24 protein-coding genes are annotated in these 24,369 nt (G+C 36.7%); 22 read left to right on the forward strand and 2 right to left on the reverse strand.

All coding sequences use genetic code 11. The features are described 5' to 3' along the window. Nucleotides 1-25 precede the first annotated feature (25 nt). The 4 genes from dnaG (at nucleotide 26) to EL101_RS06925 (ending at nucleotide 4,793) form a co-directional block, all read left to right on the forward strand. Nucleotides 26-1,813, forward strand: a complete 1,788-nt coding sequence (dnaG, locus tag EL101_RS06910) for a DNA primase (RefSeq protein ID WP_096597031.1) — start codon at nucleotides 26-28, stop codon at nucleotides 1,811-1,813. Nucleotides 1,814-1,830: 17 nt separating this feature from the next. Further along, nucleotides 1,831-2,940: an RNA polymerase sigma factor RpoD gene (gene rpoD / locus EL101_RS06915; RefSeq protein WP_019165210.1), complete on the forward strand. Its 1,110-nt coding sequence runs from the start codon at nucleotides 1,831-1,833 to the stop codon at nucleotides 2,938-2,940. 75 nt (nucleotides 2,941-3,015) lie between these two features. After that, a complete protein-coding gene (locus EL101_RS06920; RefSeq protein WP_096597029.1) occupies nucleotides 3,016-3,693 on the forward strand; it encodes a tRNA (adenine(22)-N(1))-methyltransferase in 678 nt (225 codons plus the stop codon). Beyond that, nucleotides 3,690-4,793: a Nif3-like dinuclear metal center hexameric protein gene (locus tag EL101_RS06925; protein ID WP_096597027.1), complete on the forward strand. Its 1,104-nt coding sequence runs from the start codon at nucleotides 3,690-3,692 to the stop codon at nucleotides 4,791-4,793. The genes EL101_RS06920 and EL101_RS06925 overlap by 4 nt, the downstream gene beginning before the upstream one ends. Before the next feature lie 142 nt (nucleotides 4,794-4,935). On the opposite strand, the gene EL101_RS06930 is transcribed toward EL101_RS06925, so the two are convergent. Then, nucleotides 4,936-5,904: a 4-hydroxy-3-methylbut-2-enyl diphosphate reductase gene (locus tag EL101_RS06930; RefSeq protein WP_096541509.1), complete on the reverse strand. Its 969-nt coding sequence runs from the start codon at nucleotides 5,902-5,904 to the stop codon at nucleotides 4,936-4,938. Between the two features lie 180 nt (nucleotides 5,905-6,084). On the opposite strand from EL101_RS06930, the gene EL101_RS06935 reads away from it, so the two are divergent. The 5 genes from EL101_RS06935 (at nucleotide 6,085) to EL101_RS06955 (ending at nucleotide 10,546) form a co-directional block, all read left to right on the forward strand. Continuing rightward, nucleotides 6,085-7,419: a DEAD/DEAH box helicase gene (locus EL101_RS06935; protein ID WP_096597025.1), complete on the forward strand. Its 1,335-nt coding sequence runs from the start codon at nucleotides 6,085-6,087 to the stop codon at nucleotides 7,417-7,419. Between the two features lie 24 nt (nucleotides 7,420-7,443). Beyond that, nucleotides 7,444-8,337 carry a deoxyribonuclease IV gene (locus tag EL101_RS06940; protein WP_096597023.1) on the forward strand — a complete coding sequence of 298 codons (894 nt, stop codon included), beginning with the start codon at nucleotides 7,444-7,446 and terminating at the stop codon, nucleotides 8,335-8,337. Nucleotides 8,338-8,521: 184 nt separating this feature from the next. Further along, complete coding sequence (locus EL101_RS06945) at nucleotides 8,522-9,292, forward strand: metal ABC transporter ATP-binding protein (protein ID WP_096597021.1); 771 nt, start codon at nucleotides 8,522-8,524, stop codon at nucleotides 9,290-9,292. Then, nucleotides 9,289-10,176, forward strand: a complete 888-nt coding sequence (locus EL101_RS06950) for a metal ABC transporter permease (protein ID WP_019165217.1) — start codon at nucleotides 9,289-9,291, stop codon at nucleotides 10,174-10,176. The genes EL101_RS06945 and EL101_RS06950 overlap by 4 nt, the downstream gene beginning before the upstream one ends. Continuing rightward, nucleotides 10,139-10,546: a Fur family transcriptional regulator gene (locus EL101_RS06955; protein WP_096597019.1), complete on the forward strand. Its 408-nt coding sequence runs from the start codon at nucleotides 10,139-10,141 to the stop codon at nucleotides 10,544-10,546. The genes EL101_RS06950 and EL101_RS06955 overlap by 38 nt, the downstream gene beginning before the upstream one ends. A gap of 911 nt (nucleotides 10,547-11,457) precedes the next feature. On the opposite strand, the gene ispG is transcribed toward EL101_RS06955, so the two are convergent. Continuing rightward, nucleotides 11,458-12,564 (reverse strand): flavodoxin-dependent (E)-4-hydroxy-3-methylbut-2-enyl-diphosphate synthase, encoded by a 1,107-nt coding sequence (ispG, locus tag EL101_RS06960; RefSeq protein WP_096541497.1) that lies wholly within the window; start codon nucleotides 12,562-12,564, stop codon nucleotides 11,458-11,460. A 346-nt stretch (nucleotides 12,565-12,910) separates the two neighbouring features. Between ispG and EL101_RS06965 the strand changes: the two genes are divergently transcribed. The 13 genes from EL101_RS06965 (at nucleotide 12,911) to EL101_RS07025 (ending at nucleotide 24,366) form a co-directional block, all read left to right on the forward strand. Next, on the forward strand, nucleotides 12,911-13,510 hold the full coding sequence (locus tag EL101_RS06965) for a superoxide dismutase (protein ID WP_096597017.1): 600 nt from the start codon (nucleotides 12,911-12,913) through the stop codon (nucleotides 13,508-13,510). A gap of 295 nt (nucleotides 13,511-13,805) precedes the next feature. Then, entirely contained in the window at nucleotides 13,806-15,845 is a 2,040-nt protein-coding gene (locus EL101_RS06970; protein ID WP_096597015.1) for a peptidoglycan D,D-transpeptidase FtsI family protein, read from the forward strand. A gap of 268 nt (nucleotides 15,846-16,113) precedes the next feature. Further along, entirely contained in the window at nucleotides 16,114-17,073 is a 960-nt protein-coding gene (locus tag EL101_RS06975; protein ID WP_096597013.1) for a PstS family phosphate ABC transporter substrate-binding protein, read from the forward strand. Nucleotides 17,074-17,190: 117 nt separating this feature from the next. Next, on the forward strand, nucleotides 17,191-18,117 hold the full coding sequence (gene pstC, locus EL101_RS06980; RefSeq protein ID WP_096597011.1) for a phosphate ABC transporter permease subunit PstC: 927 nt from the start codon (nucleotides 17,191-17,193) through the stop codon (nucleotides 18,115-18,117). A gap of 2 nt (nucleotides 18,118-18,119) precedes the next feature. Continuing rightward, nucleotides 18,120-18,998 carry a phosphate ABC transporter permease PstA gene (gene pstA, locus EL101_RS06985; RefSeq protein ID WP_096597009.1) on the forward strand — a complete coding sequence of 293 codons (879 nt, stop codon included), beginning with the start codon at nucleotides 18,120-18,122 and terminating at the stop codon, nucleotides 18,996-18,998. Between the two features lie 17 nt (nucleotides 18,999-19,015). Then, nucleotides 19,016-19,846 (forward strand): phosphate ABC transporter ATP-binding protein PstB, encoded by an 831-nt coding sequence (gene pstB / locus EL101_RS06990; protein WP_096597007.1) that lies wholly within the window; start codon nucleotides 19,016-19,018, stop codon nucleotides 19,844-19,846. A 1-nt stretch (nucleotide 19,847) separates the two neighbouring features. After that, a complete protein-coding gene (gene phoU, locus EL101_RS06995) occupies nucleotides 19,848-20,498 on the forward strand; it encodes a phosphate signaling complex protein PhoU (RefSeq protein ID WP_096597005.1) in 651 nt (216 codons plus the stop codon). A gap of 71 nt (nucleotides 20,499-20,569) precedes the next feature. Continuing rightward, nucleotides 20,570-20,719 (forward strand): 50S ribosomal protein L33, encoded by a 150-nt coding sequence (gene rpmG / locus EL101_RS07000; protein WP_014613813.1) that lies wholly within the window; start codon nucleotides 20,570-20,572, stop codon nucleotides 20,717-20,719. Between the two features lie 149 nt (nucleotides 20,720-20,868). Continuing rightward, nucleotides 20,869-21,408 (forward strand): 5-formyltetrahydrofolate cyclo-ligase, encoded by a 540-nt coding sequence (locus tag EL101_RS07005; protein ID WP_096597003.1) that lies wholly within the window; start codon nucleotides 20,869-20,871, stop codon nucleotides 21,406-21,408. Nucleotides 21,409-21,426: 18 nt separating this feature from the next. Then, nucleotides 21,427-22,866, forward strand: a complete 1,440-nt coding sequence (locus EL101_RS07010; RefSeq protein WP_096597001.1) for a rhomboid family intramembrane serine protease — start codon at nucleotides 21,427-21,429, stop codon at nucleotides 22,864-22,866. Nucleotide 22,867: 1 nt separating this feature from the next. Then, nucleotides 22,868-23,071 (forward strand): YqgQ family protein, encoded by a 204-nt coding sequence (locus EL101_RS07015; protein WP_096596999.1) that lies wholly within the window; start codon nucleotides 22,868-22,870, stop codon nucleotides 23,069-23,071. After that, a complete protein-coding gene (locus tag EL101_RS07020) occupies nucleotides 23,068-24,054 on the forward strand; it encodes an ROK family glucokinase (protein ID WP_096596997.1) in 987 nt (328 codons plus the stop codon). Before EL101_RS07015 ends, EL101_RS07020 begins: the two co-directional genes overlap by 4 nt. Beyond that, complete coding sequence (locus EL101_RS07025) at nucleotides 24,055-24,366, forward strand: MTH1187 family thiamine-binding protein (RefSeq protein ID WP_019165228.1); 312 nt, start codon at nucleotides 24,055-24,057, stop codon at nucleotides 24,364-24,366. Nucleotides 24,367-24,369 lie beyond the last annotated feature (3 nt).

A 24,369-nucleotide genomic window follows, 5' to 3' on the forward strand; every position in this document is an offset into this window, starting at 1 on the left:
ATGAATGGTAATACAAGGTGATGACATGAGAATACCACAAAATACGATTGAAGAAATTAAGCAACAGTCTGACATACTCGACATTGTGAGTGAATATGTAAAGCTTGAAAAAAGAGGGCGCAATTATATCGGTTTGTGTCCTTTTCATGATGAGAAGACCCCATCGTTCACTGTTTCTGAAGATAAGCAAATTTGTCATTGCTTTGGCTGTAAAAAGGGAGGCAATGTCTTTCAGTTTATTCAAGAAATTGAAAATATATCTTTTACAGAGGCTGTTCAACATCTCGGTGAACGCGTCAATATAAAGGTTGATATTGGCGAGACAGATGATGATATGCATATCGCTTCTGATGATTTAAAGATGATTCAAATGCATGAAGAGCTATTGTCATATTATCATTATTTATTGAAAAAAACTGTTGAAGGGGAACAAGCTTTAAATTATTTATATGAACGTGGCTTCACAGATGATATGATTGATGCACGTAATATTGGCTTAGCACCTGATTCATCACATTTTGCTACGGATTTCATGGAAAAAAAAGGTTATGATTTACAGCTTGGCTATGAAGCAGGTATTTTGTCTCGTAATGACACAGACTTTAATTACTACGATCGCTTTCGGAACCGTATCATTTTCCCACTTGCCAACGCACAAGGGCGCATCGTAGGCTATTCCGGTCGAACGTACACTGGACAAGAACCGAAGTATTTGAATAGTCCAGAATCACCTATTTTCCAAAAGCGCAAACTGTTATACAACTTATCCGAAGCACGTAAAAGTATTCGTCAAAAAGATGAAGTCATTCTTCTGGAAGGCTTTATGGATGTGATTAAAGCGGATGATGCAGGTTTGAAAAATGTAGTAGCCAGTATGGGGACACAACTTTCTAATGAACACATCACATTTTTAAAGAAACTCTGTAGTCACGTCACGTTGATGTTTGATGGGGACTTTGCAGGTATTGAAGCGACAATGAAAATAGGACAACAACTTTTACAGCAACAGTTTAACGTCTATGTCGTACAATTACCGTCAAAAATGGATCCAGATGAATATATTATGAAATACGGTGCAGAAAAGTTTAATAGCTTTGTGAACACTGAGAAAAAGGCATTTGTCAGTTTCAAACTTCAACAACATCAGCATGAGATTCAAAACAATGATTTAGCATATGAAAAGTACTATCACATGTTTATTGAAGATGCTGCATTCATTTCATCTCATATTTTAAGAAATAAAGTCGTACAAAATGCTTCAGAAGTGTTTAAAGTGAGTGCTGATAGTCTAAATAAGGAAGTAGAAAGTGTTCACCCACAGCAACATTTTGAACAAGTCGGACCTGTACCGACACAAACGACGCAGTGGATGCAACATAACAAATATGAAAAAGCTGAACGTGCAATTTTAAAGCATTTCATTATGGATAAAGAAGTATTTTTAAGTTTTTATCAAGATATTGATGAAACAGACTTTACAAATGAATATTTTAAACGTATATTTATTACCTTACGAGAATTTTATTCAAAATATGATTCGTTTACGATGAGCGAATTTGTCACGTATATAGATCACGATATATTAAAAGAAGTGTTGATATATTTATGGGATTATCCACTTAACCGGGAACCATATGAAAACGAGATTGCTGACTATATACAAGTGATGACTGAACATCGCTATTCTGAGTCGATTGAATCACTCCACGAAAAATTGCGAGAAGCGACACGTGTTGGAGATATTGCATCTCAAAAATACTATTTAGAGATGATTGTTAATAAAAATAGAGCTAGATTGAAGAGTCAAGAATAATTTTGGGAGGCCTTTTTATGTCAGATAACCAGGTAAAAGTAATCAAAAAAGAAACCATCGATCCGACACTCACATTAGAAGATGTAAAAAAACAACTTATTGAAAAAGGTAAAAAAGAAGGTCATCTAAGTCATGAAGAGGTAGCAGATAAATTACAGAATTTTGATATGGATTCTGATCAAATGGACGAATTTTTCGACATGATTAATGACAATGACATTCAACTTGTTAACGAAAAAGACAGTTCTGATACAGATGATAAATTGAACCCTAATGATTTGAGTGCACCTCCAGGCGTTAAAATAAATGACCCTGTTCGAATGTATTTAAAAGAGATCGGTCGTGTCGATTTGTTAAGTGCGCAAGAAGAAATCGAACTTGCGAAACGCATTGAACAAGGTGATGAAGTAGCGAAAGCACGATTAGCTGAAGCGAACTTACGTCTTGTTGTCAGCATTGCCAAACGTTATGTCGGTCGTGGCATGCTATTTTTAGATTTAATTCAAGAAGGTAATATGGGCCTCATCAAAGCAGTTGAAAAATTCGACTTTAGTAAAGGTTTCAAGTTTTCTACTTATGCGACATGGTGGATTCGACAAGCGATTACACGTGCGATTGCTGACCAAGCACGTACGATTCGTATTCCAGTACACATGGTTGAAACGATTAACAAATTGATTCGTGTACAACGTCAATTATTGCAAGATTTAGGCCGTGATCCAGCACCTGAAGAAATAGGTGAAGAAATGGATTTACCACCAGAAAAAGTTCGTGAAATTCTTAAAATTGCTCAAGAACCTGTATCACTTGAAACACCGATTGGCGAAGAGGACGATAGTCACCTTGGAGACTTTATTGAAGACCAAGAAGCACAAAGCCCATCTGATCATGCGGCTTATGAATTGTTGAAAGAACAGTTAGAAGATGTCCTCGATACGTTAACTGACCGTGAAGAAAATGTATTACGCTTACGTTTTGGTTTAGATGATGGTCGTACACGTACACTTGAAGAAGTAGGTAAAGTATTCGGTGTTACGCGTGAACGCATTCGTCAAATCGAAGCTAAAGCATTACGCAAATTAAGACATCCAAGTCGAAGCAAACGCTTAAAAGACTTTATGGACTAATACAAATGAAAGGGATGGCGACAGAGGATGTCCCATTCCTTTTTATTATGATTATCAATATGAAGGAGAAACATCATGATTCCTATTAATAAACGACTGGATAAAGTAAGTGAGTTCGTGCAAGGGGACGTGCTTGCAGATATTGGTTCTGACCATGCATTTTTACCCATTTATTGTATTCAAAATGGCACGATTCAACGAGCGATTGCAGGAGAAGTCATTCAAGGCCCTTACCAATCTGCACTAACGAATGTAGCGACACATGGCTATCAAGGACAAATTGATGTTCGTTTAGGTAATGGCTTAACGATATTAAAACCAACAGACCGCGTCGATACTGTAACGATTTGTGGCATGGGAGGTCCGCTCATCACGCGCATTTTAACTGAAGGGATTTCATATATTCCAAATCAACCGAGACTCGTCCTCCAATCTAATATTCAAAGTGAACCGATTCGTCGTTTTTTACAACAACACGGCTATCGCATTACAACAGAAACTTTGATAAAAGAACGTGCACATATTTATGAAATTATCGTTGCAGACCCAGGAAATATGCAATTATCTGACAGAGACTTTAAATTTGGTCCATACCTTCATCCAGAACCGAATGCACTGTTTGTAGAAAAATGGGAGCGTGAACTCGTAGCATTAGCAGATATTAAGCAACAATTAGATCCTGATAAGCATCATCATCGTTATCAAGAAATTGAAGCTCAAGAAAACGACATTAAAGAGGTGTTATCACAATGAAATTACATGAACTGCTAACAACATTAAATCAAGAAGTACCGTTTCATACTGCTGAATCTTGGGATAATGTCGGTTTACTCATCGGGGATCAACAAAGTGAAGTCAACGGCATTTTAACGACGTTAGATTGTACGTTAGATGTTGTAGAGGAAGCAGTCAACCAAAATATTAACACCATTATCGCACACCATCCGCTTATTTTTAAAGGCGTGAAACACATTACAGAAGATGGCGGCTACGGTTCGATTTTATATCGTCTCATTCAAAACAATATCAATTTGATTGCATTGCATACGAATTTAGATGTCCATCCAAAAGGCGTCAATGCGATGCTAGCTAAAAAGTTAGGCTTAAAAAATAATGAAGTGTTAGATAGACAAACAACGGCGTATTATAAAGTTCAAGTGTTCATTCCAAAAGAAAATGCACAGGCCTTTAAAGATACTTTAGCTGACCATGGTTTGGCGACTGAGGGTAATTATGAATATTGTTTTTTCAATGCTGAAGGACAAGGTCAATTTAAGCCTGTGGGAGAAGCGAATCCACATATTGGACAAATGGGTAATATTGAAACGGTTAATGAACTCAAAATTGAATTTATGATTCGTAGCGGTCAAATGACATTCGTTCAAGAACTTATTGAAGCAAATCATCCATATGAAACACCTGTATATGATTTTATACCGATGAAAAAAATGAGTCAGTATGGCCTCGGCATGATAGGCGATTTACCTGAACCGCAGTCAGTTGAAAGTTTTGTTCAATCAGTGAAAAAAGTGCTCAAGATGCCAAGTGTGCGTTATATCGGCAATCGAGTCGAGACAATTCAACGTGTTGCAATCGTTGGCGGTGCAGGGATAGGTTTTGAAAACCTTGCACATCAACGTGGTGCAGACTTGTTTATTACAGGGGACATTAAACATCATGAAGCGTTAGATGCTAAAATGGCTGGAATCAATCTATTAGACATCAACCATTATAGTGAATATGTAATGAAAGAAGGCTTAGTATCACTACTACTTGATTGGTTACCAGATGTATCAACACAAATACCACTTAAAGCATCAACCGTACACACTGATCCTTACGATTATATGTAGACGAGAATGTTCATTTGGACATAATTGAGATATGTTCAAACGCTTACCAAAAAACACATATGCAAAAATTTAAACAGTGAAAAAGCCTGAGATGCAACCTCCCAGGCTTTTTATAATGTCCCTTTACTCAATGAAACATGATTTATTCCATAATTTTAACCGGTTTAGCTTTTTTAATTTTAGGTAAGATTTTTTCAACCGGTACGTTAGAGGCAGTGACATGTGTTTCAGGATTCATTGGATCATAATCTTTTAAGAAATTAATCACTTCTTTAACAATAGGGGTAGGGGTTGAAGCACCCGCAGTCACCGCAACTGTTTCCACGCCTTCTAACCAACGCAAATCAAGCTGTGATAAGTCAGCAATACGATAAGAATTTGTATGTGCAATATCTTTTGACACTTGCGCAAGACGATTTGAATTATTACTTTTTGGATCGCCTACAACGATGAGTAGATCTGCAGCACCCGCTTGATCTGCAACTGCTTCTTGACGTACTTGTGTCGCTTGACAAATCTCTTTATGCTGCTCGACATGAGGGAAGCGCTCTTGTAAATCATCCATTAAATGTGAGACATCCCATTGTGACATTGTTGTTTGATTGGTCACGATTAAAGGATAGTCGTTCAGTGTATCGGGCAACGCTTCAACGTCTTCTTTCGTTTCCACGAGATAAACGATATCAGGTGCGACACCAACAGCTCCCTCTGGCTCAGGATGTCCTTTTTTACCAATATAGACAACATGATAGCCCTGCGCTTTTTTATCCCGAATGAGTTGATGGGTATTTTCAACATCTGGACATGTCGCGTCAATACATGTCAATCCTTTATCTTTGGCACGTCTTTTAACTTCCGGTGATACACCGTGTGCAGTGAAGATAACTGTTCCTTCATTAATCTGATCTAATATTTCTAAACGATTCGGTCCGTCTAATGTAATAATTCCGTCTGATTCAAAAGCATCTGTCACGTGCTTGTTATGCACAATCATTCCTAATATATATATCGGACGTGGTAAGTTTGGATCAAGTGATGCATTACGCGCAATCACCATCGCATCGACCACGCCATAGCAATAACCACGTGGGGTAATTTTAATGATTTCCATTCTGTAAGCGAACCTCCTTTAATAACTCATTATACCAATTACACAGCAGTTTTAAAATTAATACACAACTAGCGATTTGTAAAGTCAAGGACATTAAAAACTAAAAACATTCACTTGCATGTTTTCATTAATCATAAATTCATTTATAATATAGAGACGAATCTTTAAGGAGGCCAAACCATGGCAAAGCATCCATTTGACCAATTTCGTTTTGATTCAACTTTAATTGAAGCAATAACGGCATTAAATTTTAAACAACCGACAGAAATACAACAACGTGTTATCCCTAAAATTATGAAGCAAGTCAATCTTATTGGTCAATCACAAACAGGGACAGGTAAATCACATGCATTTCTTTTACCATTATTCCAACAAATCGACCCAGAAATTCACGAGCCACAATCTATCATTGTAGCGCCAACACGTGAACTTGCAACACAATTATATCAAGCAGCCACACAATTAAGTGAATATAAAACAGGGATTAAAGTGAGTTTGTTTATCGGTGGCACGGATTTTGAAAAAGACAAACAAAAAACGACAGTACAACCCCAGTTAATTATCGGGACACCGACACGTATTAACGATTTGGCTAAAATTGGTGCACTCCACGTTCATCTTGCGCATTATTTAGTCATTGACGAAGCTGACTTAATGATTGACTTAGGTTTAATTGAGGAAGTCGATCAAATCGCTGCAAAACTTGATGATGACGCAAAAATGGCTGTATTTAGTGCAACCATTCCCAAATCATTACATCCATTTTTAAATAAATATTTAGAACATCCTGAATTTGTCGAAGTGAAGAGCGAGACGAAAAACAAAAAAAGTATCGAATTTTATCTCATCCCAACTAAAGGGGCTCAAAAAATCGAAAAAGCAGTTGCATTGTTTGAAATGTTGAATCCATACTTAGCAATCATCTTCTGTAACAGTAGAGACAGTGCCAATCAACTTGCCATTGAACTTCAACATCAAGGCATTCAAGTGGGTATGATTCATGGTGGTTTAACGCCTCGTGAACGTAAACAACAAATGAAACGAATTCGTAACCTTGAATTCCAATATGTGATTGCGAGTGATCTTGCTTCTCGTGGTATTGATATTGAAGGGGTGAGTCATGTCATTAACTTTGACGTCCCTAAAGATATTGATTTCTTTACGCACCGTGTTGGCCGTACAGGCAGAGGGAATTATAAAGGTGTGGCGATTACACTTTATACACCTGAAGAAGATGGTTTAATTGCGGCTATCGAAAACAAAGGCTATCATTTTGAAAATGTCGATATTAAAGATGGCGAATTAAAGCCAATCAAAGCGCATAATACACGACAATTGCGTCAAAAACAGGATGACCATATTACACAAAAAGTAAAACATAAAGTGAAGCGCAATACGAAAAAGAAAGTCAAACCGGGCTATAAGAAGAAATACAAACAAGAACTCGAACAACTGAAACGCCAAGAAAAACGTCAATTTAGTCGTATGAAAAAGCGTCAATCTCGAAAAAAATAGTTCATTAAAAAGGATAGGATAAATATGTTAATCGGATCACATGTGTCTATGAGTGGTAAAAAAATGTTAGAAGCATCAGCAGAAGAAGCACATCAATACGGTGCTTCAACATTTATGATTTATACAGGTGCACCTCAAAACACACGTCGTAAAGCGATTGAGGACCTGAATATCGAAGCAGGCCATAAAGCGATGGAACGTTACAATCTTTCTAATATTGTCGTGCATGCGCCTTATATTATTAATATCGCGAATACGCAAAAGCCAGAAGTGTTTGAATTAGGTGTTAACTTTCTACAAAATGAAATTGAACGAACTGAAGCACTTGGTGCGAAAGATATTGTGTTACATCCAGGTGCGCATGTCGGTGCTGGTGCTGAAGTAGGTATTAAGCGTATTATCGAAGGGTTAAATGAAGTTTTAACGAATCAAAACGATGTCAGAATTGCATTAGAAACGATGGCAGGTAAAGGTTCAGAAATCGGTAGAACTTTTGAAGAAATCGCACAAATTATCGATGGCGTTACCAATAATGAACGCTTATCTGTTTGTCTCGATACGTGTCATATTCACGATGCGGGCTATGATGTCGTCAATGATTTTGATAGTGTTTTAAACGAATTCGACCGTATTATTGGTGTCGACCGTATTAAAGTTGTCCACGTTAACGATAGTAAAAATCCGATATCAGCACATAAAGACCGTCATGAAAATATCGGTTTTGGACATATCGGATTTGATGCATTAAATTACGTGGTACATCATGAACAATTTAAAAATATCCCTAAAATTTTAGAAACACCATACGTCGGTGAAGACAAGAAAAATAAAAAGCCACCGTATCGTTATGAGATTGAAGCATTCAAAAATGAAACGTTTGATCCAGAAATGAAAAACAAAATTATATCACAAGCATAATCAACGCTTTAAAACAGCCGTATCTCAATTGAGGTAGGGTTGTTTTTATTTTTACAATATGAGCTACACTTGTTTTCTCACTTTAAACCCACTTTAATTGTGGTATAATAATAAAGTCTTATCGTAAACGTTACTATTTACATTTCCGTAAAGGCGCGTTATAGTTAGAGATTGAGGTGAAAAAATGTCACAACCTGTATTTGAACTCAAAAATATAGATTTCTTTTACGAACATAAAAAAGTGCTAGAAAATATTAATATTCGTATTCATCATGGCCAGTTTTTGGCTATTGTCGGTCCGAATGGGGCAGGGAAATCAACGCTCCTTAAATTAATATTAGGCATTTTACCTATTCAAAAAGGGGAGATTTATATTGACGGTGAATCTTACAATAAGAAATTAACGACTGATAAAATTAGTTATGTGTCTCAAAAAGCATCGTCCGTTACTGCAGGTTTTCCAGCAACCGTGAATGAGGTTGTATTGAGCGGCCTGACACGTAAGAAAAAACTGTTTAAATGGTTTAGTAAAGAAGACGATCACAAAGTGGATCAAGTACTAGAAAGACTGAATATCTCAACACTAAAACATAAAAATATCGCACAGCTTTCTGGCGGTCAACAGCAACGTGTATTAATTGCACGTGCCTTAGTGTCTGACCCTGCTGTACTCGTTTTAGATGAACCGACGAATGGGATTGATGCCAAACATGTGGGTGAGTTTTATGAAACATTAAGCCATCTCAAACAAGAAGGTGTGACGATTATTCTCGTGACACATGACATCGGTGTCGTTGCTGATACAGCTACAGATGTGGCTTGTTTAAATAAGCACCTTCACTTCCATGGTGCAGTCAGTGAATTTAAATCATTAGATGAAGTAGAAATATCAAAAATCTATGGTCACCCCATTAAATTTGTAGACCATAAACATGATAGGGATTGTTGTGTATGATTGATGCAATATTAAATTTTGAATTTATCAGATACTCATTTATTAGTGGGATACTCATTGGTTTGATTGCACCACTCATCGGGACATTTATCGTGGTGAGGCGTCTCTCATTGATTGCCGATGCACTGAGTCACGTCACGTTAGGCGGTATCTCATTCGGGATGTTTTTAATTACACTCTCACCGCTATTTGCATTCGTTAATCCAATCTGGACAGGGATTCTATTTGCGATAATTGGTGCACTGCTCATTGAATATTTGAGAACTTCATATAAAAATTATCAAGAAATTGCGATACCGATTATTATGAGTACAGGTATTGGTTTAAGTGCTATTTTTATTTCGTTGGCTAAAGGGTTTAATCAAGAACTTGTCGGTTTACTGTTCGGTTCAATCAGCGCGGTATCCATGAGTGATTTAATTACTATTGTAACCATCTCTGTTTTAGTGCTAGCTTTCATTATGTTGTTTTATAAAGAATTGTTCATCCTGTCTTTCGATACAGAATATAGCCAAGTGATTGGCATTCCGAAATGGATACAATTTTTGTTTATTGTAATTGTCGCACTTGTTATTTCTGCATCGATGCGTGTCATTGGTGTGCTGTTAGTGAGTGCACTCATCACTTTACCTGTCGCTATTGCAATGCGTTGGACAAAAGGGTTTAAACAATTTATATTAATAAGTATCATTATCGGAGAGTTTTCAGTTATTGTAGGGCTAGTTACAGCGTTTTATTTAAATATCTCACCTGGTGGAATCATCGTAGTAATTTTAGTCATCATGTTAGGTTTAACACTTTTCTATCAGTCCTTTGTTACTGGGAAACTAAAAGGAGTGAAGCGTAATGAAAATGGAAGAAGCCATTCGTATATTGAAAAATAATGGGCATAAATATACAGATAAACGTCGAGATATGATTGAAATGTTTATCAACGAGGATAAATACATTAATGCAAAAACAGTGCAGCAACAATTGAACAACGATTATCCAGGAATTTCATTTGATACGATCTATCGTAATCTCCATCTATTTAAAACTTTGGGAATTATTGAGGGAACTGAGTTGGATGGAGAAATGAAATTCCGTGCTGCATGTACGTCACATCACCATCATCATTTTATTTGCACCGTTTGTGGTGATACGAAAGTCATTGATTTTTGCCCAATGACAGAAATTAAAGCATCATTGCCTAATGTAGAGATTGAAATGCATAAATTAGAAGTATACGGCATGTGTGAAAAATGTAAATAATAAAAAAGGAGCTAGGACATTAAGTTTCCTCAGCTCCTTTACTATATTTTGTTGTGTATACCAAGTGATGAGGCTTGAAAACTTTTGATGCTATTGATGCAATATTTTTGTTAAACTTGCCCTCCCTATGTCTTGTAGCTTTAGATTGCCTTCATGGCTTCGCGTTCCTAGGGGCTGAGGGGAGGTTGTGACAAAAGCGCTTAGGATTTGAGCAGAACCGAGCGATGAGCAAAATTGATTTCCAAATTTTGCCGAAATCGCGGGAGTTCTGTCGAAAATCCTGCTTTTGGAACACCGTTTATTGATTCCCAGCGCACCCATTCATCGTGGATTTTGGGAGCAGTACAGAAATCTCATGTGTAACAAAGATTTCGTCGTACTGCCCCCGCAAGGCTGACTAGACTTCTCAAAAGTGTATACGTTGAGAAGTCAGACAGCTACTGCGATAAACAGCAACCACTATTAAAGTAAAGAAGCGACTGTCAGCAGTATGCACGCATTCCCTCAGGAGTCTCAGCCCTCTGGACAATCTTATATGAAATACAGCGAAACTGAGGGCAAGTTTATGAAATCAATAAATCAATAGCATCAATGTTTTATCCATTCATCCTCATTTTCCAACTACTTTAAAATCATTTAATCAGTCAAAAATATATGAATGGATTGAGACTTGAAATTTTTATGTGTTATCCCCTTTTTAATTTTAGTACAAGGACATACATAACCGCTGTTCTATAATCTAAAACATCCACGACACGCCCGCTTCAAATGTAACTGTAAAATCAAACTGTGGGTCAGTTGAAATGACACCCTGAGGAAGGGGGCGTCAATAGATCAATCATACATAAAAGCTCCCCACAAAAGTAGGAAGCTAAAATCTCATTCATGTTTTTAGGTGGGAAATGAAGTTTTTAATTTTGAGCCGCTTCTTGTTTCTTGTTTTCTTCCCATTCAGCAGCCAATTTATCAATTTCCATCTTCAATTCGTCAACCATTGTTTCTTCAGGGACTTTACGCACCGTTTTACCTTTCATGAAAAGTAATCCTTCACCGCGAGCACCGGCAATACCGATGTCCGCTTCACGTGCTTCACCTGGACCATTAACAGCACAGCCCAATACCGCAACTTTTAATGGAATTTGTAGTTTTTCGATGTATTCTTCAACTTCATTCGCAATTGAAATTAAGTCGATTTCAATACGTCCACAAGTTGGGCATGCAATCAATGTCGCTGCGTTACTTGCAAGACCGAATGATTTTAATAAAGATTTAGCCACTTTAACTTCTTCAACAGGGTCTGCTGATAAAGAAATACGCATTGTGTTACCGATACCTAAAGCTAAAATCGCACCTAAACCTGCTGAAGATTTTACTGTACCATTAAACAACGTACCACTTTCTGTAATACCAAGATGTAATGGATAGTCGAAAGCTTTTGCTGCTTTTGTATAGGCTTCAATAGCTAAATTAACGTCACTCGCTTTCATTGAGACGATAATATCATGGAAGTCGAGTTCTTCTAAAATTTTAATATGATGTAAAGCACTTTCTACCATACCATCTGCAGTAGGGTATCCGTATTTTTTTAGGATATGTTTTTCTAGTGAGCCCGCATTCACACCAATACGAATCGGAATACCTTTTGCTTTACATGCTTCTACTACAGCTTCTACTTTTTCACGTCTGCCGATATTCCCAGGATTGATACGAATTTTATCTGCACCGTTTTCAATCGCAATTAAAGCGAGTTTATAATTAAAGTGAATATCAACGACGAGTGGAATATTAATTTGTGCTTTTATATCTTTAATTGCGTGCGCGTCTTCCTCATTAGGACAAGCAACACGTACAATTTGACAACCTGCTTCTTCTAATCGCTTAATTTCAGCTACTGTTGCCTCAACATCGTGAGTTTTAGTCGTTGTCATACTTTGGATAACAACTTCATCTGCACCACCAATTGTTAGATCACCAACTTTAACTGGTCGCGTATTTTTACGATGTGTTATTTCAGCCATGTTAGGAACTCCTTTATAAATAATTTTAACTTGAAAATGTACTTCTCAGAGACCATTAATCAACGTTATTACATATTATACAATATGCGTACGTGTTTATTCAAAATAATATGTTTAAAACGATGCAAAAATTTCACGATATCGTCATTATTTTCAGCGTTACGATCACACATCAGTCTTTTGGAGTATTTTCAATGAGCATGTTTAAAAATCCTAGAAATGAGCTATAATATATAGTGTAATTCTTAATATGATTACGTACCAACTTCCTTTAAGCAAATTGATTGATTAAAGGTACAAAGTTGATACAATAAATATGGAATCAAATTTAGGAGGATGATTAATTATGGCTTTTGAACTACCAAAATTACCTTATTCTTATGATGCATTAGAGCCACACATTGATAAAGAAACTATGGAAATCCATCACAGCAAGCATCATAACACTTATGTAACAAAATTAAATGCTGCTGTTGAAGGTACTGAATTTGAAAATAAATCATTAGAAGATTTAATTGCAAACTTAGACAGCGTACCAGAAAACTTACGTACAGCAGTTCGTAATAATGGTGGCGGTCACTTAAATCACTCTATTTTCTGGCAAATCTTAACACCTAACTCAGAAGAAAAAGGTGAAGTTGTCGATAAAATTAAAGAACAATGGGGTTCTTTAGATGAATTCAAAAACGAATTTGCAGACAAAGCAGCTGGCCGTTTCGGTTCAGGTTGGGCTTGGCTTGTTGTTAACAACGGTAAATTAGAAATCGTTACAACTGCAAACCAAGATAGTCCATTAACTGATGGTTTAACACCAATTTTAGCGTTAGACGTATGGGAGCATGCGTACTACCTTAAATTCCAAAACAAACGTCCAGACTACATTAGCACATTCTGGAACGTTGTAAACTGGGAAAAAGTTGACGAATTATACAAAGCTGCAAAATAATATTCAGCTTTCACAATTCAAATGTAAAATGAATGATTGAGGCTAGGCAATGTGATATTGCTTAGTCTCTTTTTTTGATTTATACGCTTACAAATCTAAAACTCACTTGTCATGTCTGTTGTGTTGAACATATAGTTAATAGAAAAACGGCCTCATCATTCACACGATTAAACGCCATTGGATTCATATAAACATAGGATGAATTTTTTTGTTTGATTCATCACAAAACATTAGCAAAAACGATGTATTTCATATATCATTTTAAAGAGAACGATGTGAATAGAGGTCGGTTGTATTGTTAAAACGATTAAAAGAAAAAACAAATGACGAGAAGATGCGTCTTCATATGAATCAACGGATAAACTTTATATTTGCGATCATCATTTTTGCGTTTGTGGCGATTGTATTAAGACTAGGTTATTTACAAATTGCTCAAGGCTCACAATATAATCAAATGATTCGTGAAAGTGAGAATGTGACTGTGAATGAATCTGTGCCAAGGGGACGTATTCTTGATAGAAATGGTAATGTGATAGTAGACAATGCATCAAAAAAATCCATTACCTATACACGCGGTAAAAATACAAACCAACAAGAAATACTGAACACAGCGAAGAAGCTTTCAGAATTAATTAAAATGGATACTTCAAAAATTACCGAACGAGATAAAAAGGACTTTTGGATTCTAAAACATCCTGATAAAGCGAAAGATTTAATGAAAAAAGAGCAACAATTGTATGAAAATGGTGATATTTCTCAAGAAGACTATGACCAACAGTTGCTCACAAAAATTTCTGATCAACAACTCGACAGTCTCTCTAAAAAGGACTTGCAAATATTAGCAATTTATCGCGAAATGATGCAAGGGTCCACATTAAGTCCGAGAACGATTAAAAAAGATAAGGTCACTGATGAAGAGTACGCATCAGTCTCTCAAAAGTTAGCGGATTTACCAGGCATTAATACAGAAATGGACTGGGATAGAAAATATCCGTATGGCAATACACTTCGAGGCATTTTAGGAAGTGTTTCGACACCTGAAGAAGGTTTACCGAAAGAACTGACAGACGATTATCTTTCAAAAGGCTATTCACGTAATGATCGTGTAGGTAAAAGTTACCTTGAATTACAATATGAAAATGTGCTGCGGGGTAAAAAGAAAGAGATGCGCTATACAACAGATAAATCTGGTGCAATTATTGATTCAGAAGTTGTGAATGAAGGTTCGCGTGGGGACGATTTAGTGCTCACGATTGATATTAAGCTCCAACAAAAAACTGAATCATATTTAGAATCACAAATTAAAAAATTACGATCTGAAGGCGCCCAAGATATGGATTCCGCAATGATGGTCGTTCAAGATCCTAAAAATGGTGATATTTTAGCGATGGTCGGTAAAAAAATTGCAAAAGATGGCACTTTAACCGACTATGACATCGGGACATTTACGTCTCAGTACGCAGTGGGGTCTTCAGTCAAAGGGGCAACATTACTTGCAGGTTACCAAAATGATGTCATTCACGTTGGCGATAAAATGGTGGACGAACCTTTGACATTTAAAGGCGGATTAACCAAACGTTCGTATTTCAATAAAAATGGTCAAAAACTGATTGATGATAAAGAAGCGCTCATGCATTCTTCTAACGTATACATGTTTAAAACGGCCTTGAAATTAGCAGGACTCGAATATCAACCGCATATGTCATTGCCAACAGATGTGACAGTACCAGGTCAAAAATTGCGTAAAGGATTAAACCAAGTAGGCCTTGGTGTCAAAACAGGGATCGACTTACCTAATGAAGTAAGTGGTCAAATTGAACCTTTAAAAGACAATCCTGGTAATTATCTTGATTTAGCAATTGGTCAATATGATACTTACTCACCATTACAACTATCGCAATATGTATCGACAATCGCCAATAACGGTTACCGTATTCAACCGCATATCGGTAAAGAAATTCATAAAGCGACAAGTGATGACGCATTAGGTCCAGTTAAACATAAAATTAACGGCCGCGTCCTTAACCGTGTCAATAATACACCGGATGAAATTAAGGAAGTGCAAGAAGGTTTCGACATGGCATTTAATAAGCCACAAGGTACCGGTTATGTGAGCTTTAATAAAACAAAAGTGCGCGCAGCTGGTAAAACCGGAACAGCCGAAGTATTCCAAGATGGCGAACCACGTGTTAACTCAACATATATCGGATATGCGCCAGCAGATGATCCACAATTAGCGTTCTCTATCATTTACTCGAACCAACCTGTGCCAGAACCTTGGCTCAACGGTGGGGATTTAGGACGCGATGTCATCAACTATTATTTTGATAAATAAGTTACACATTCATAACTGAAAAGCAATAGACAGGGCTGGAATCTCCAAACATTCTAGCCCTGTTTTTTTACTCTCTTTGAAGACACTTCAACTGCTACATGACGCTTTCTCCAAAACAATCATCTTTCACCAAACTGAATTTAATACATAAAAATATATCGAGCAATAAATTAATGCAAACTTTACACTTCATTCATTCCTAATTAATAAAACATTTGTATCCTTAAATTGTAAGCAAATCGAAAGTTAATTCTAGGAGGATGTTTCAATGAAAAGATGGCAAACACTGGGCGGTACGCTGATTGGTGCTTCATTAGTTTTAGGTGCATGTGGTGGTGCATCTCAACAAAGTAGTGATCAAGGTGATACGAAAAGTTCTAACGTTGAAGGAACAGTTAAAGGAAACGGTTCATCAACAGTAGCCCCAATCATTGAAAAACTGAACGAAGACTTTTCTTCAAGTCACGATAAAGCAACGGTAGAAAACGTGACTTCAGGAACAGGTGACGGTTTTAAACAATTCATTGCAGGTAAAACTGACTTCTCAAATGCATCACGTCCCATTAAAGATGAAGAAAAAGAACAATTGAAGGATAAAGGGATTGATTATACAGAATTCAAAGTGGCTCAAGACGGTTTAACGATTGCAGTCAACAAAGATAACGACTTTCTTAAAGAGGTTTCTTTAGAAGATTTGAAAAAGATTTATTCTGGAGAAGCTAAAAAGTGGTCAGATGTTGATGCTGATTATCCTGACAAACCGATTAAAGCATTCTCGCCAGACCAATCCCATGGTACATATGATTTCTTTACTGAAGAAGTCATGGGTGACGAGGATATTCAAGCTGAAAAAAATCAAAATACGGATGTCATTGTAAAATCTGTTCAAGATAACAAAGAAGGTATCGGTTTCTTCGCATATAACTTCTATAAAGTAAATGAAGATAGCTTAAAAGCGGTTGAAGTAAAAGGCGATAACGGTAAAGCAGTTGGACCAGATCAAAAAACAATTCAAGATGGTTCATATCCATTAAGCCGACCATTATTCATTTATGCAAACAATGAAAAATTAAAAAGCAATGATGCGTTTGCTGAATTTATGAAATTTACATTAGAAAATAAAGGTAAAGCCGCTGAAGCAAAAGGTGTCGATTATGTAGCATTACCTGAAAAAGATTATGATGCGCAACTTGAAAAATTAGAAAAAATAACGGGTGAAGAGAAATAAAAATCTCACGCGCTTACCATACTGATTAAACAACTGAATTGTAAGTAGTCATGTTCGGGGTTGAGTATTGTCACAAAAGATGATACTTCAACCCTTTTTAGAAAAGGAGTCAGTAAGATGAAATCACAAAATAATATTAGAGCACTCATTCAAAAGAAGAGTCATGCAGGCGCATCTCTCAGTGCTAAAATGATGCCGATCATTTTAGCCATTATCGCTGCGATATCCATTTTGACAACACTTGGCATTGTGATCACGTTGCTCACCGAAACAATCACTTTTTTCACACGCGTGCCGTTATCTAAATTTTTTCTCGAAACGGATTGGAATCCTTTTAGCGCCACGCCTCGATACGGCATTTGGGCATTAATTGTAGGTACTTTAAAAATTACGTTAATCGCAACAATTTTTGCAGTACCAGTTGGTTTAGGTGCCGCAATTTATTTGAGTGAATATGCATCTAAAAAAACGCGTAAAATCATTAAACCGATTTTGGAAGTTTTGGCCGGTATTCCTACAATTGTTTACGGCTTTTTTGCACTCACATTAGTGACGCCTATACTGAGAACGATTTTCCCAAGTATTGGCAGTTTTAATGCAATCAGTCCAGGTTTGGTTGTAGGCGTCATGATCATTCCAATGATTGCAAGTATGAGCGAAGATGCCATGTCGTCAGTTCCTCAAAAAATTCGCGAAGGTGCACTGGGTCTCGGTTCAACTAAACTAGAAATGGTGTTCAAAGTGGTCATCCCTGCAGCAACATCAGGGATAATGGCTTCAATTGTATTAGCTATTTCACGGGCTATTGGTGAAACGATGATTGTGTCACTCGCAGCAGGTTCAAGCCCATCATTTGATTTGTCATTCTCACATTCAATTCAAACGATGACAGCCTATATTGTTCAAGTGTCACAAGGGGATGCAACGAATGGTTCTGACCTATATTACAGTATTTACGCAGTTGGATTCACATTATTTATGTTCACATTAGTGATGAACTTTATTTCACAATGGATGACGAAACGTTTCAGGGAGGAGTATTAATCATGAATTTAGTTGATCAAAAAAATGTCGAAGCGCAACTCTCTGGCCGTTTGACTAAAAACAAAGTATTTAAAACGATTTTCTTTATGTGCACATTATTGGGACTGATCGTTTTAGCCATTCTTATTATTGACATTTTAAGAAAAGGGCTACCAGTGATGAGCACTGACTTTTTTACAAACTTTTCTTCATCATCAGCAAGTTCTGCTGGTGTGAAAGGCGCCTTCATCGGAACATTATGGCTCATGATGACTTTAATTCCGATCGCCCTCGTTTTAGGAGTAGGTAGTGCCATTTATTTAGAAGAATATGCAAAAGACAATGCATTTACTAAATTTATTCGTGTTAATATTTCAAACTTAGCATCGGTTCCATCAATCGTTTATGGTTTATTGGGCGCAACGATTTTTGTCGCATTGCTACAATTAGGGAATTCGGTCATAGCTGCTGCATTAACGCTCGCATTACTTATTTTACCTGTGATTATCGTCGCTAGCCAAGAAGCTATCCGTTCTGTACCTCAATCAGTAAAAGAAGCATCTTATGACTTAGGTGCGAATAAGTGGCAAACGATACAACAAGTCGTGTTACCCGCAGCAATTCCCGGCATTATTACAGGTGTTATTTTAGCCATTTCACGCGCCATTGGAGAAACCGCACCGTTAGTCGCGATTGGTATTCCAACGATTTTATTACGTACACCGAACAGTATTTTAGATTCATTTCAAACATTGCCTTTACAAATATATGATTGGGCACGTAAGCCTGGCATTGACTTCCAAGCGTTATCATCTGCGGCCATTATCGTATTACTCGCCATTCTACTTATTTTAAATACGATTGCAGTCATTATTCGGAACAAATATTCTAACAAGTATTAAGGAAATGAGGGTTATTCATGACTGAAATTCAAACATTAGAACGAGAAACTGAAATCGTTCATCAAAAGCAACAAATTCAAACAGAACAAAATCATTCTATCGTATATTCTACGCAAAACTTAGATTTATGGTATGGTGAACAACATTCTTTAAAAAATATTAACTTAGACATTTACGAAAAGAACGTCACTGCGATTATTGGGCCGTCCGGTTCTGGTAAATCAACCTATGTAAAAGCACTCAATCGCATGGTAGAACTTGTGCCTTCTGTAAAAACGTCAGGCAAAATTTTCTATCGAGATCAAAATATTTTCGATAAACGTTATCCGGTTGAAAAGTTACGGACACAAGTTGGGATGGTTTTCCAACAGCCGAATCCATTTCCAAAATCCATTTATGACAATATTACGTACGGGCCACGCATTCACGGCATTAAAGATAAGAAAATATTAGATGAAATTGTGGAAAAATCACTTAAAGGGGCGGCGATTTGGGATGAATTAAAAGACCGTCTGAATCAAAATGCATATAGCCTTTCTGGTGGACAACAGCAGCGTGTATGTATTGCGCGTTGTTTAGCAATTGAGCCGGATGTGATTTTAATGGACGAACCGACATCAGCGCTTGACCCTATTTCGACGTTAAAAGTGGAAGAACTGATTCAAGATTTAAAGAAAAATTATTCCATCATTATTGTCACACACAATATGCAACAAGCAGCACGTGTATCTGACAAAACAGCCTTTTTCTTAAATGGTTACGTAAATGAATATGATGACACGGATAAGATTTTCTCGAACCCTTCTGATAAACAAACAGAAGATTATATTTCAGGGCGTTTTGGTTAATATGACAGTCATTCGAAAGCGTTATGAAGACCAACTCAAAGATTTATTAAAAGATTTACGTGCTTTAGGGTTGCACACGTACAGTATGATTCAAAAATCCGTGAAAGTCTTATCAGATGAAAAGATTACACATGCACGACAAATTGTGAAAAGTGATAGAGCAATCAATCAAATGGAATATGATATTAACGAAAAAGTCGTAATGCTGATTACACGCCAACAACCAATTGCGAAAGATTTAAGAATGATGATTGCAACACTTAAAATCGCATCCGAATTTGAACGTATCGGGGATAATGCCGCAAATATCGCTAAAATTCGAACACGTGCACAGATTACCGATCACTATATTATGACACGGCTTGAAACAATGGGCACGTTGGCATTGTTGATGCTGCAAGATTTATATGATGCGACTAAAAACGATGATTTAGAACTTGTGAAAGAAATTATAGAACGTGATATTGACATTGATGATTTATATAAGCAAATTATTAATACGAGTTACTTAATCGATAATGATCCGTTTGTCGCGGGTCAGGCGCATCTAGTTGCACGATATTTAGAACGCATTGGCGATCACGTCGTCAATATCGCCGAACATTTGTATTATTTTATTACCGGTGATCGTTATGAATCTTATACGAATTAACGCTTCCCAATTTTCATTTAAAATGGTATGATAATAAGGTCGTATTTTAATGATAGATGAGGAGGGTTAATATGCGCGTAAACGTTACTTTGGCATGTACAGATTGTGGAGATCGTAACTACATCACTACTAAAAACAAACGTACTAATCCTGAACGTATTGAAATGAAAAAATTCTGTGCACGTGAAAACAAACAAACATTACACCGCGAAACAAAATAATTGTTTCAATCTTGGGCTAGGACATTGTGTTCTAGCCATTTTTTATAATTATTTTTCAAAAAACTGTGCGTCAATTCGAGACGATCTTTCCATGACACAACGCCGAATGCACGATATAATAGGTTGAGATGTGAGGGAGTGAAAATGAAATGACTAAAAAGGCATTACGTCAAGCGACATTACAAAAAATGAAAATGCTTCAAACCGAACAAAAAGAAGCAGCAGATCGTTGGTTATTCGAACAACTCATTCAACACCCTAAATATCAACAGGCAAAGCAACTCGGCCTAGTATTGTCAATGTCACATGAAGTTGCGACTGATCCCATTATTCGACACGCGATCAACGAAGGCAAAACCGTTTATGTGCCTACAACAGATTATGAAAAGAAAGCAATGGTGTTCCAACAGTTCACAACCTTTGATCAGTTAGCAACAGACGATAAGGGGATTCGCTATATTCAAGTTGATAGTCCGGTACAAAACGACTTAGATTTAGTCATCGTGCCTGGGGTTGTATTCAATCAAGACGGTTATCGTATTGGTTATGGTGGTGGTTATTTTGATCGCTATCTATCACAATATGAGCCTACCAATTTAAGTCTCATTTATGATATACAACTCAATGAAATAGTGGACATTGAACCTCATGACTATCCTGTGTCAGAACTTATTATTGCAAAGACATAAAAAGACTGGAGGTAACATATGTTTGAAGAAAAACATTTATGGCAAACAAGTTTTCTATGGATGCGTTACTTAAACTATGAATGTGTTCATTACGAAAAAGATAAAAATGAAGTCTGGCTTGCGCATCAAAAGCGGCAACATGTTGTTATTTTTAAGCAAGGGACATTCACTACGCAAGAACTCGATTTCGATAAAGATCGTATTGTAGAACATCAAAAACAGATTGCCGAGTTTTTAGGCTATGCTATTAAACGCTATGATGTATATGTGTTGACGGATAAATCTTTTAACACGGTGAACTTTAACGTACACGAACCGCTTCAAGTGCAATTTCATAGTATTCATAATGTCAAAGCACTTCGCAATATCACAACGCATCCCATCGTCAAACGAAAATTAGGTCAAAAAGATTCAAAATCATTAAAAGAGTACCAAAAACGTGTCCTTAATCAAAATATCGTTGAAAAAGCAATGTATCGTTTTACGCCGATTACATATGCAGTCATTGCAATCAATGTGCTCATTTGGATGATTGTTACTTGGTTTACACCACATCATACCGATTATGAAATTATAAATTTAGGTGCATTAGCGCATTTTAATGTGGTCCATGGGGAATGGTACCGACTTATTACATCAATGTTTTTACATATTGAATTTCAACATTTATTATTAAACATGTTGTCTCTCTTTATCTTCGGCAAACTCGTTGAAGCATTTATCGGTCCTTTGAAAATGTTAGGGACGTATCTTTTATCAGGTATTATCGGCAACCTGATTTCACTTGCTTTAATAACAACGAGTTTTTCATTAGGTGCGAGTGGCGCGATTTTCGGTTTAATGGGTGCTTTAGTTGCACTCATGATTATCAGTCGTCGCTTTGATCAAAAAGTAATTTTGCAAATGGTCATTGCTGTTGTGGTCATGGCGAGCTTGACACTTCTGATTCAAAATGTGAATGTCGTTGCACATTTAGGCGGGCTGCTTGGCGGTGTACTCGTCGTTTATTTAGGTTATTTTTTCAATCAAAAACGTCTTTATTTTTATATTTTACTCGGTATTTCAATCGTGATACTGATACTGATTTGCATTAAAATCTTTATGACATCCGATACGAATATTTATAATCAAATTATTCAGCGTGAAATGTATGATGGGCAATATACCGAAGCGAAAGATATGATTAAACAAACGTATCAAAATGGATATGCAGATGATGTGACTTATTACTTATCAGGTATTATTATTGCTACACAGGATTCTAAAGCTGAAGCAATGGCTGAATGGGAGCGCGGTCTGAAATATTTTCCTAACTCTCCAACGTTAAATTATCATATGGCCATTGCGAATCGCTCATTAGGAGATGATAAACAAGCCAAGTCTTATATCCAGAAAGCCATTAAAGCAAGCCCAAACAATCAAGATTATCAGAATTTGAAAAAAGAACTGGATGATTAATATGCAAACACAATTGAATACGTTTTATGATGTACTCCAACTATTAAAAAAATTTGGCTTTATTATTTATTTCGATAACAAAGCTGATATGCTAGAAATGATAGAACAAGAAATTCAAACATTATATCGCCATGAATTAATCACTAGAGACGAATTTGTCCAATCTAAATTATTAATTAATCAAAGAAGGATGAATAAAGAATGAACAAACATTTAATTTTAGCTGCAGATATTGGTGGCACGACATGTAAATTAGGTATTTTTGATAAATCATTAACACAATTATCTAAATGGTCTATTGAGACGGATATCTCAGATCCAACAGGTGAAGTATTACTTAAACAAATTTATGATGCGTTTGTGCATGAGATGGAACACAACCACTATGATATGAATGAAGTGATCGGTATGGGAATTGGTGTCCCAGGCCCTGTTAAATTTGAATCTGGCGTTGTCAATGGTGCCGTTAACTTAAATTGGCCGCAACCTGTTAACGTTTCTAAAATCATGCAACAATTTGTGTCATTCCCGGTATATGTCGATAACGATGCAAATGTGGCTGCACTCGGTGAAAAGCATAATGGTGCTGGTAAAGATGCGGATGACGTCGTTGCAATTACGCTAGGGACTGGTTTAGGCGGCGGTATTATCGCTAATGGTGAAATTGTTCATGGTCATAACGGCTCAGGTGCTGAACTTGGACATTTTCGTGTCGACCACGATCAACGTTTCAAATGTAATTGTGGTAAATCAGGGTGTATTGAAACAGTGGCTTCTGCGACAGGTGTCATGAATTTAGTTCATTTCTACTATCCGAAGCTCACTTTCAAGTCTTCAATTTTACCGCTCATAAAAGAACATAAAGTCACAGCTAAAGCAGTATTCGATGCGGCAAAAGCAGGGGATCAATTCTGTATTTTCATCACAGAGCGTGTCGCACAATACGTCGCATATCTTGCAAGTATTATCAGTGTCACAACTAACCCTAAATACATTATTTTAGGTGGCGGTATGTCCGATGCAGGCGATATTTTAATTGAGAATATTAAAACAGAATATTACCACCTTGCATTCACACCATCACAACAAGGCACTGAAATCGTACGTGCTGAGTTAGGTAACGATGCAGGTATTGTGGGTGCTGCAGGGCTCATTAAAACATATATCATTGAAAAGGAGCGTATTTAAATGGCGATTGTTGATGTAGTAGTCATTCCCGTTGGCACAGAAGGACCGAGTGTCAGCCAATACATTGCAGAAATTCAAACGAAATTAGAGGAATATAAGCAAGAAGGTAAAATCGACTATCAACTCACACCAATGAATACATTAATTGAAGGTGACTTAGCCGATTTATTTGAAGTCATTCAAGCCATTCATGAGTTACCGTTCAATAAAGGGCTCGATCGTGTCTGCACAAACATTCGTATAGACGACCGTCGTGATAAACAACGTAAAATGAACGATAAATTAGATTCTGTCAAAAAACATTTGAAATAATGA

This window comes from Staphylococcus delphini (assembly GCF_900636325.1).
In the GTDB taxonomy this organism is placed as follows: domain Bacteria; phylum Bacillota; class Bacilli; order Staphylococcales; family Staphylococcaceae; genus Staphylococcus; species Staphylococcus delphini.

Bases quoted from the DNA above. Each gene is read 5' to 3' on its own strand.
- EL101_RS06930 (WP_096541509.1), bottom strand. From the start codon at position 5,904: ATGGAAATCATTAAAATTACCCCACGTGGTTATTGCTATGGCGTGGTC.
- EL101_RS06940 (WP_096597023.1), top strand. From the start codon at position 7,444: ATGTTAATCGGATCACATGTGTCTATGAGTGGTAAAAAAATGTTAGAA.
- pstA (WP_096597009.1), top strand. From the start codon at position 18,120: ATGAATTTAGTTGATCAAAAAAATGTCGAAGCGCAACTCTCTGGCCGT.
- EL101_RS06935 (WP_096597025.1), top strand. From the start codon at position 6,085: ATGGCAAAGCATCCATTTGACCAATTTCGTTTTGATTCAACTTTAATT.
- EL101_RS06950 (WP_019165217.1), top strand. From the start codon at position 9,289: ATGATTGATGCAATATTAAATTTTGAATTTATCAGATACTCATTTATT.
- EL101_RS07020 (WP_096596997.1), top strand. From the start codon at position 23,068: ATGAACAAACATTTAATTTTAGCTGCAGATATTGGTGGCACGACATGT.
- EL101_RS06975 (WP_096597013.1), top strand. From the start codon at position 16,114: ATGAAAAGATGGCAAACACTGGGCGGTACGCTGATTGGTGCTTCATTA.
- EL101_RS06955 (WP_096597019.1), top strand. From the start codon at position 10,139: ATGAAAATGGAAGAAGCCATTCGTATATTGAAAAATAATGGGCATAAA.
- pstC (WP_096597011.1), top strand. From the start codon at position 17,191: ATGAAATCACAAAATAATATTAGAGCACTCATTCAAAAGAAGAGTCAT.
- EL101_RS06920 (WP_096597029.1), top strand. From the start codon at position 3,016: ATGATTCCTATTAATAAACGACTGGATAAAGTAAGTGAGTTCGTGCAA.
- EL101_RS06925 (WP_096597027.1), top strand. From the start codon at position 3,690: ATGAAATTACATGAACTGCTAACAACATTAAATCAAGAAGTACCGTTT.
- rpmG (WP_014613813.1), top strand. From the start codon at position 20,570: ATGCGCGTAAACGTTACTTTGGCATGTACAGATTGTGGAGATCGTAAC.
- phoU (WP_096597005.1), top strand. From the start codon at position 19,848: ATGACAGTCATTCGAAAGCGTTATGAAGACCAACTCAAAGATTTATTA.
- EL101_RS07015 (WP_096596999.1), top strand. From the start codon at position 22,868: ATGCAAACACAATTGAATACGTTTTATGATGTACTCCAACTATTAAAA.
- ispG (WP_096541497.1), bottom strand. From the start codon at position 12,564: ATGGCTGAAATAACACATCGTAAAAATACGCGACCAGTTAAAGTTGGT.
- EL101_RS07005 (WP_096597003.1), top strand. From the start codon at position 20,869: ATGACTAAAAAGGCATTACGTCAAGCGACATTACAAAAAATGAAAATG.
- pstB (WP_096597007.1), top strand. From the start codon at position 19,016: ATGACTGAAATTCAAACATTAGAACGAGAAACTGAAATCGTTCATCAA.
- EL101_RS06965 (WP_096597017.1), top strand. From the start codon at position 12,911: ATGGCTTTTGAACTACCAAAATTACCTTATTCTTATGATGCATTAGAG.
- dnaG (WP_096597031.1), top strand. From the start codon at position 26: ATGAGAATACCACAAAATACGATTGAAGAAATTAAGCAACAGTCTGAC.
- rpoD (WP_019165210.1), top strand. From the start codon at position 1,831: ATGTCAGATAACCAGGTAAAAGTAATCAAAAAAGAAACCATCGATCCG.
- EL101_RS06945 (WP_096597021.1), top strand. From the start codon at position 8,522: ATGTCACAACCTGTATTTGAACTCAAAAATATAGATTTCTTTTACGAA.
- EL101_RS07010 (WP_096597001.1), top strand. From the start codon at position 21,427: ATGTTTGAAGAAAAACATTTATGGCAAACAAGTTTTCTATGGATGCGT.
- EL101_RS07025 (WP_019165228.1), top strand. From the start codon at position 24,055: ATGGCGATTGTTGATGTAGTAGTCATTCCCGTTGGCACAGAAGGACCG.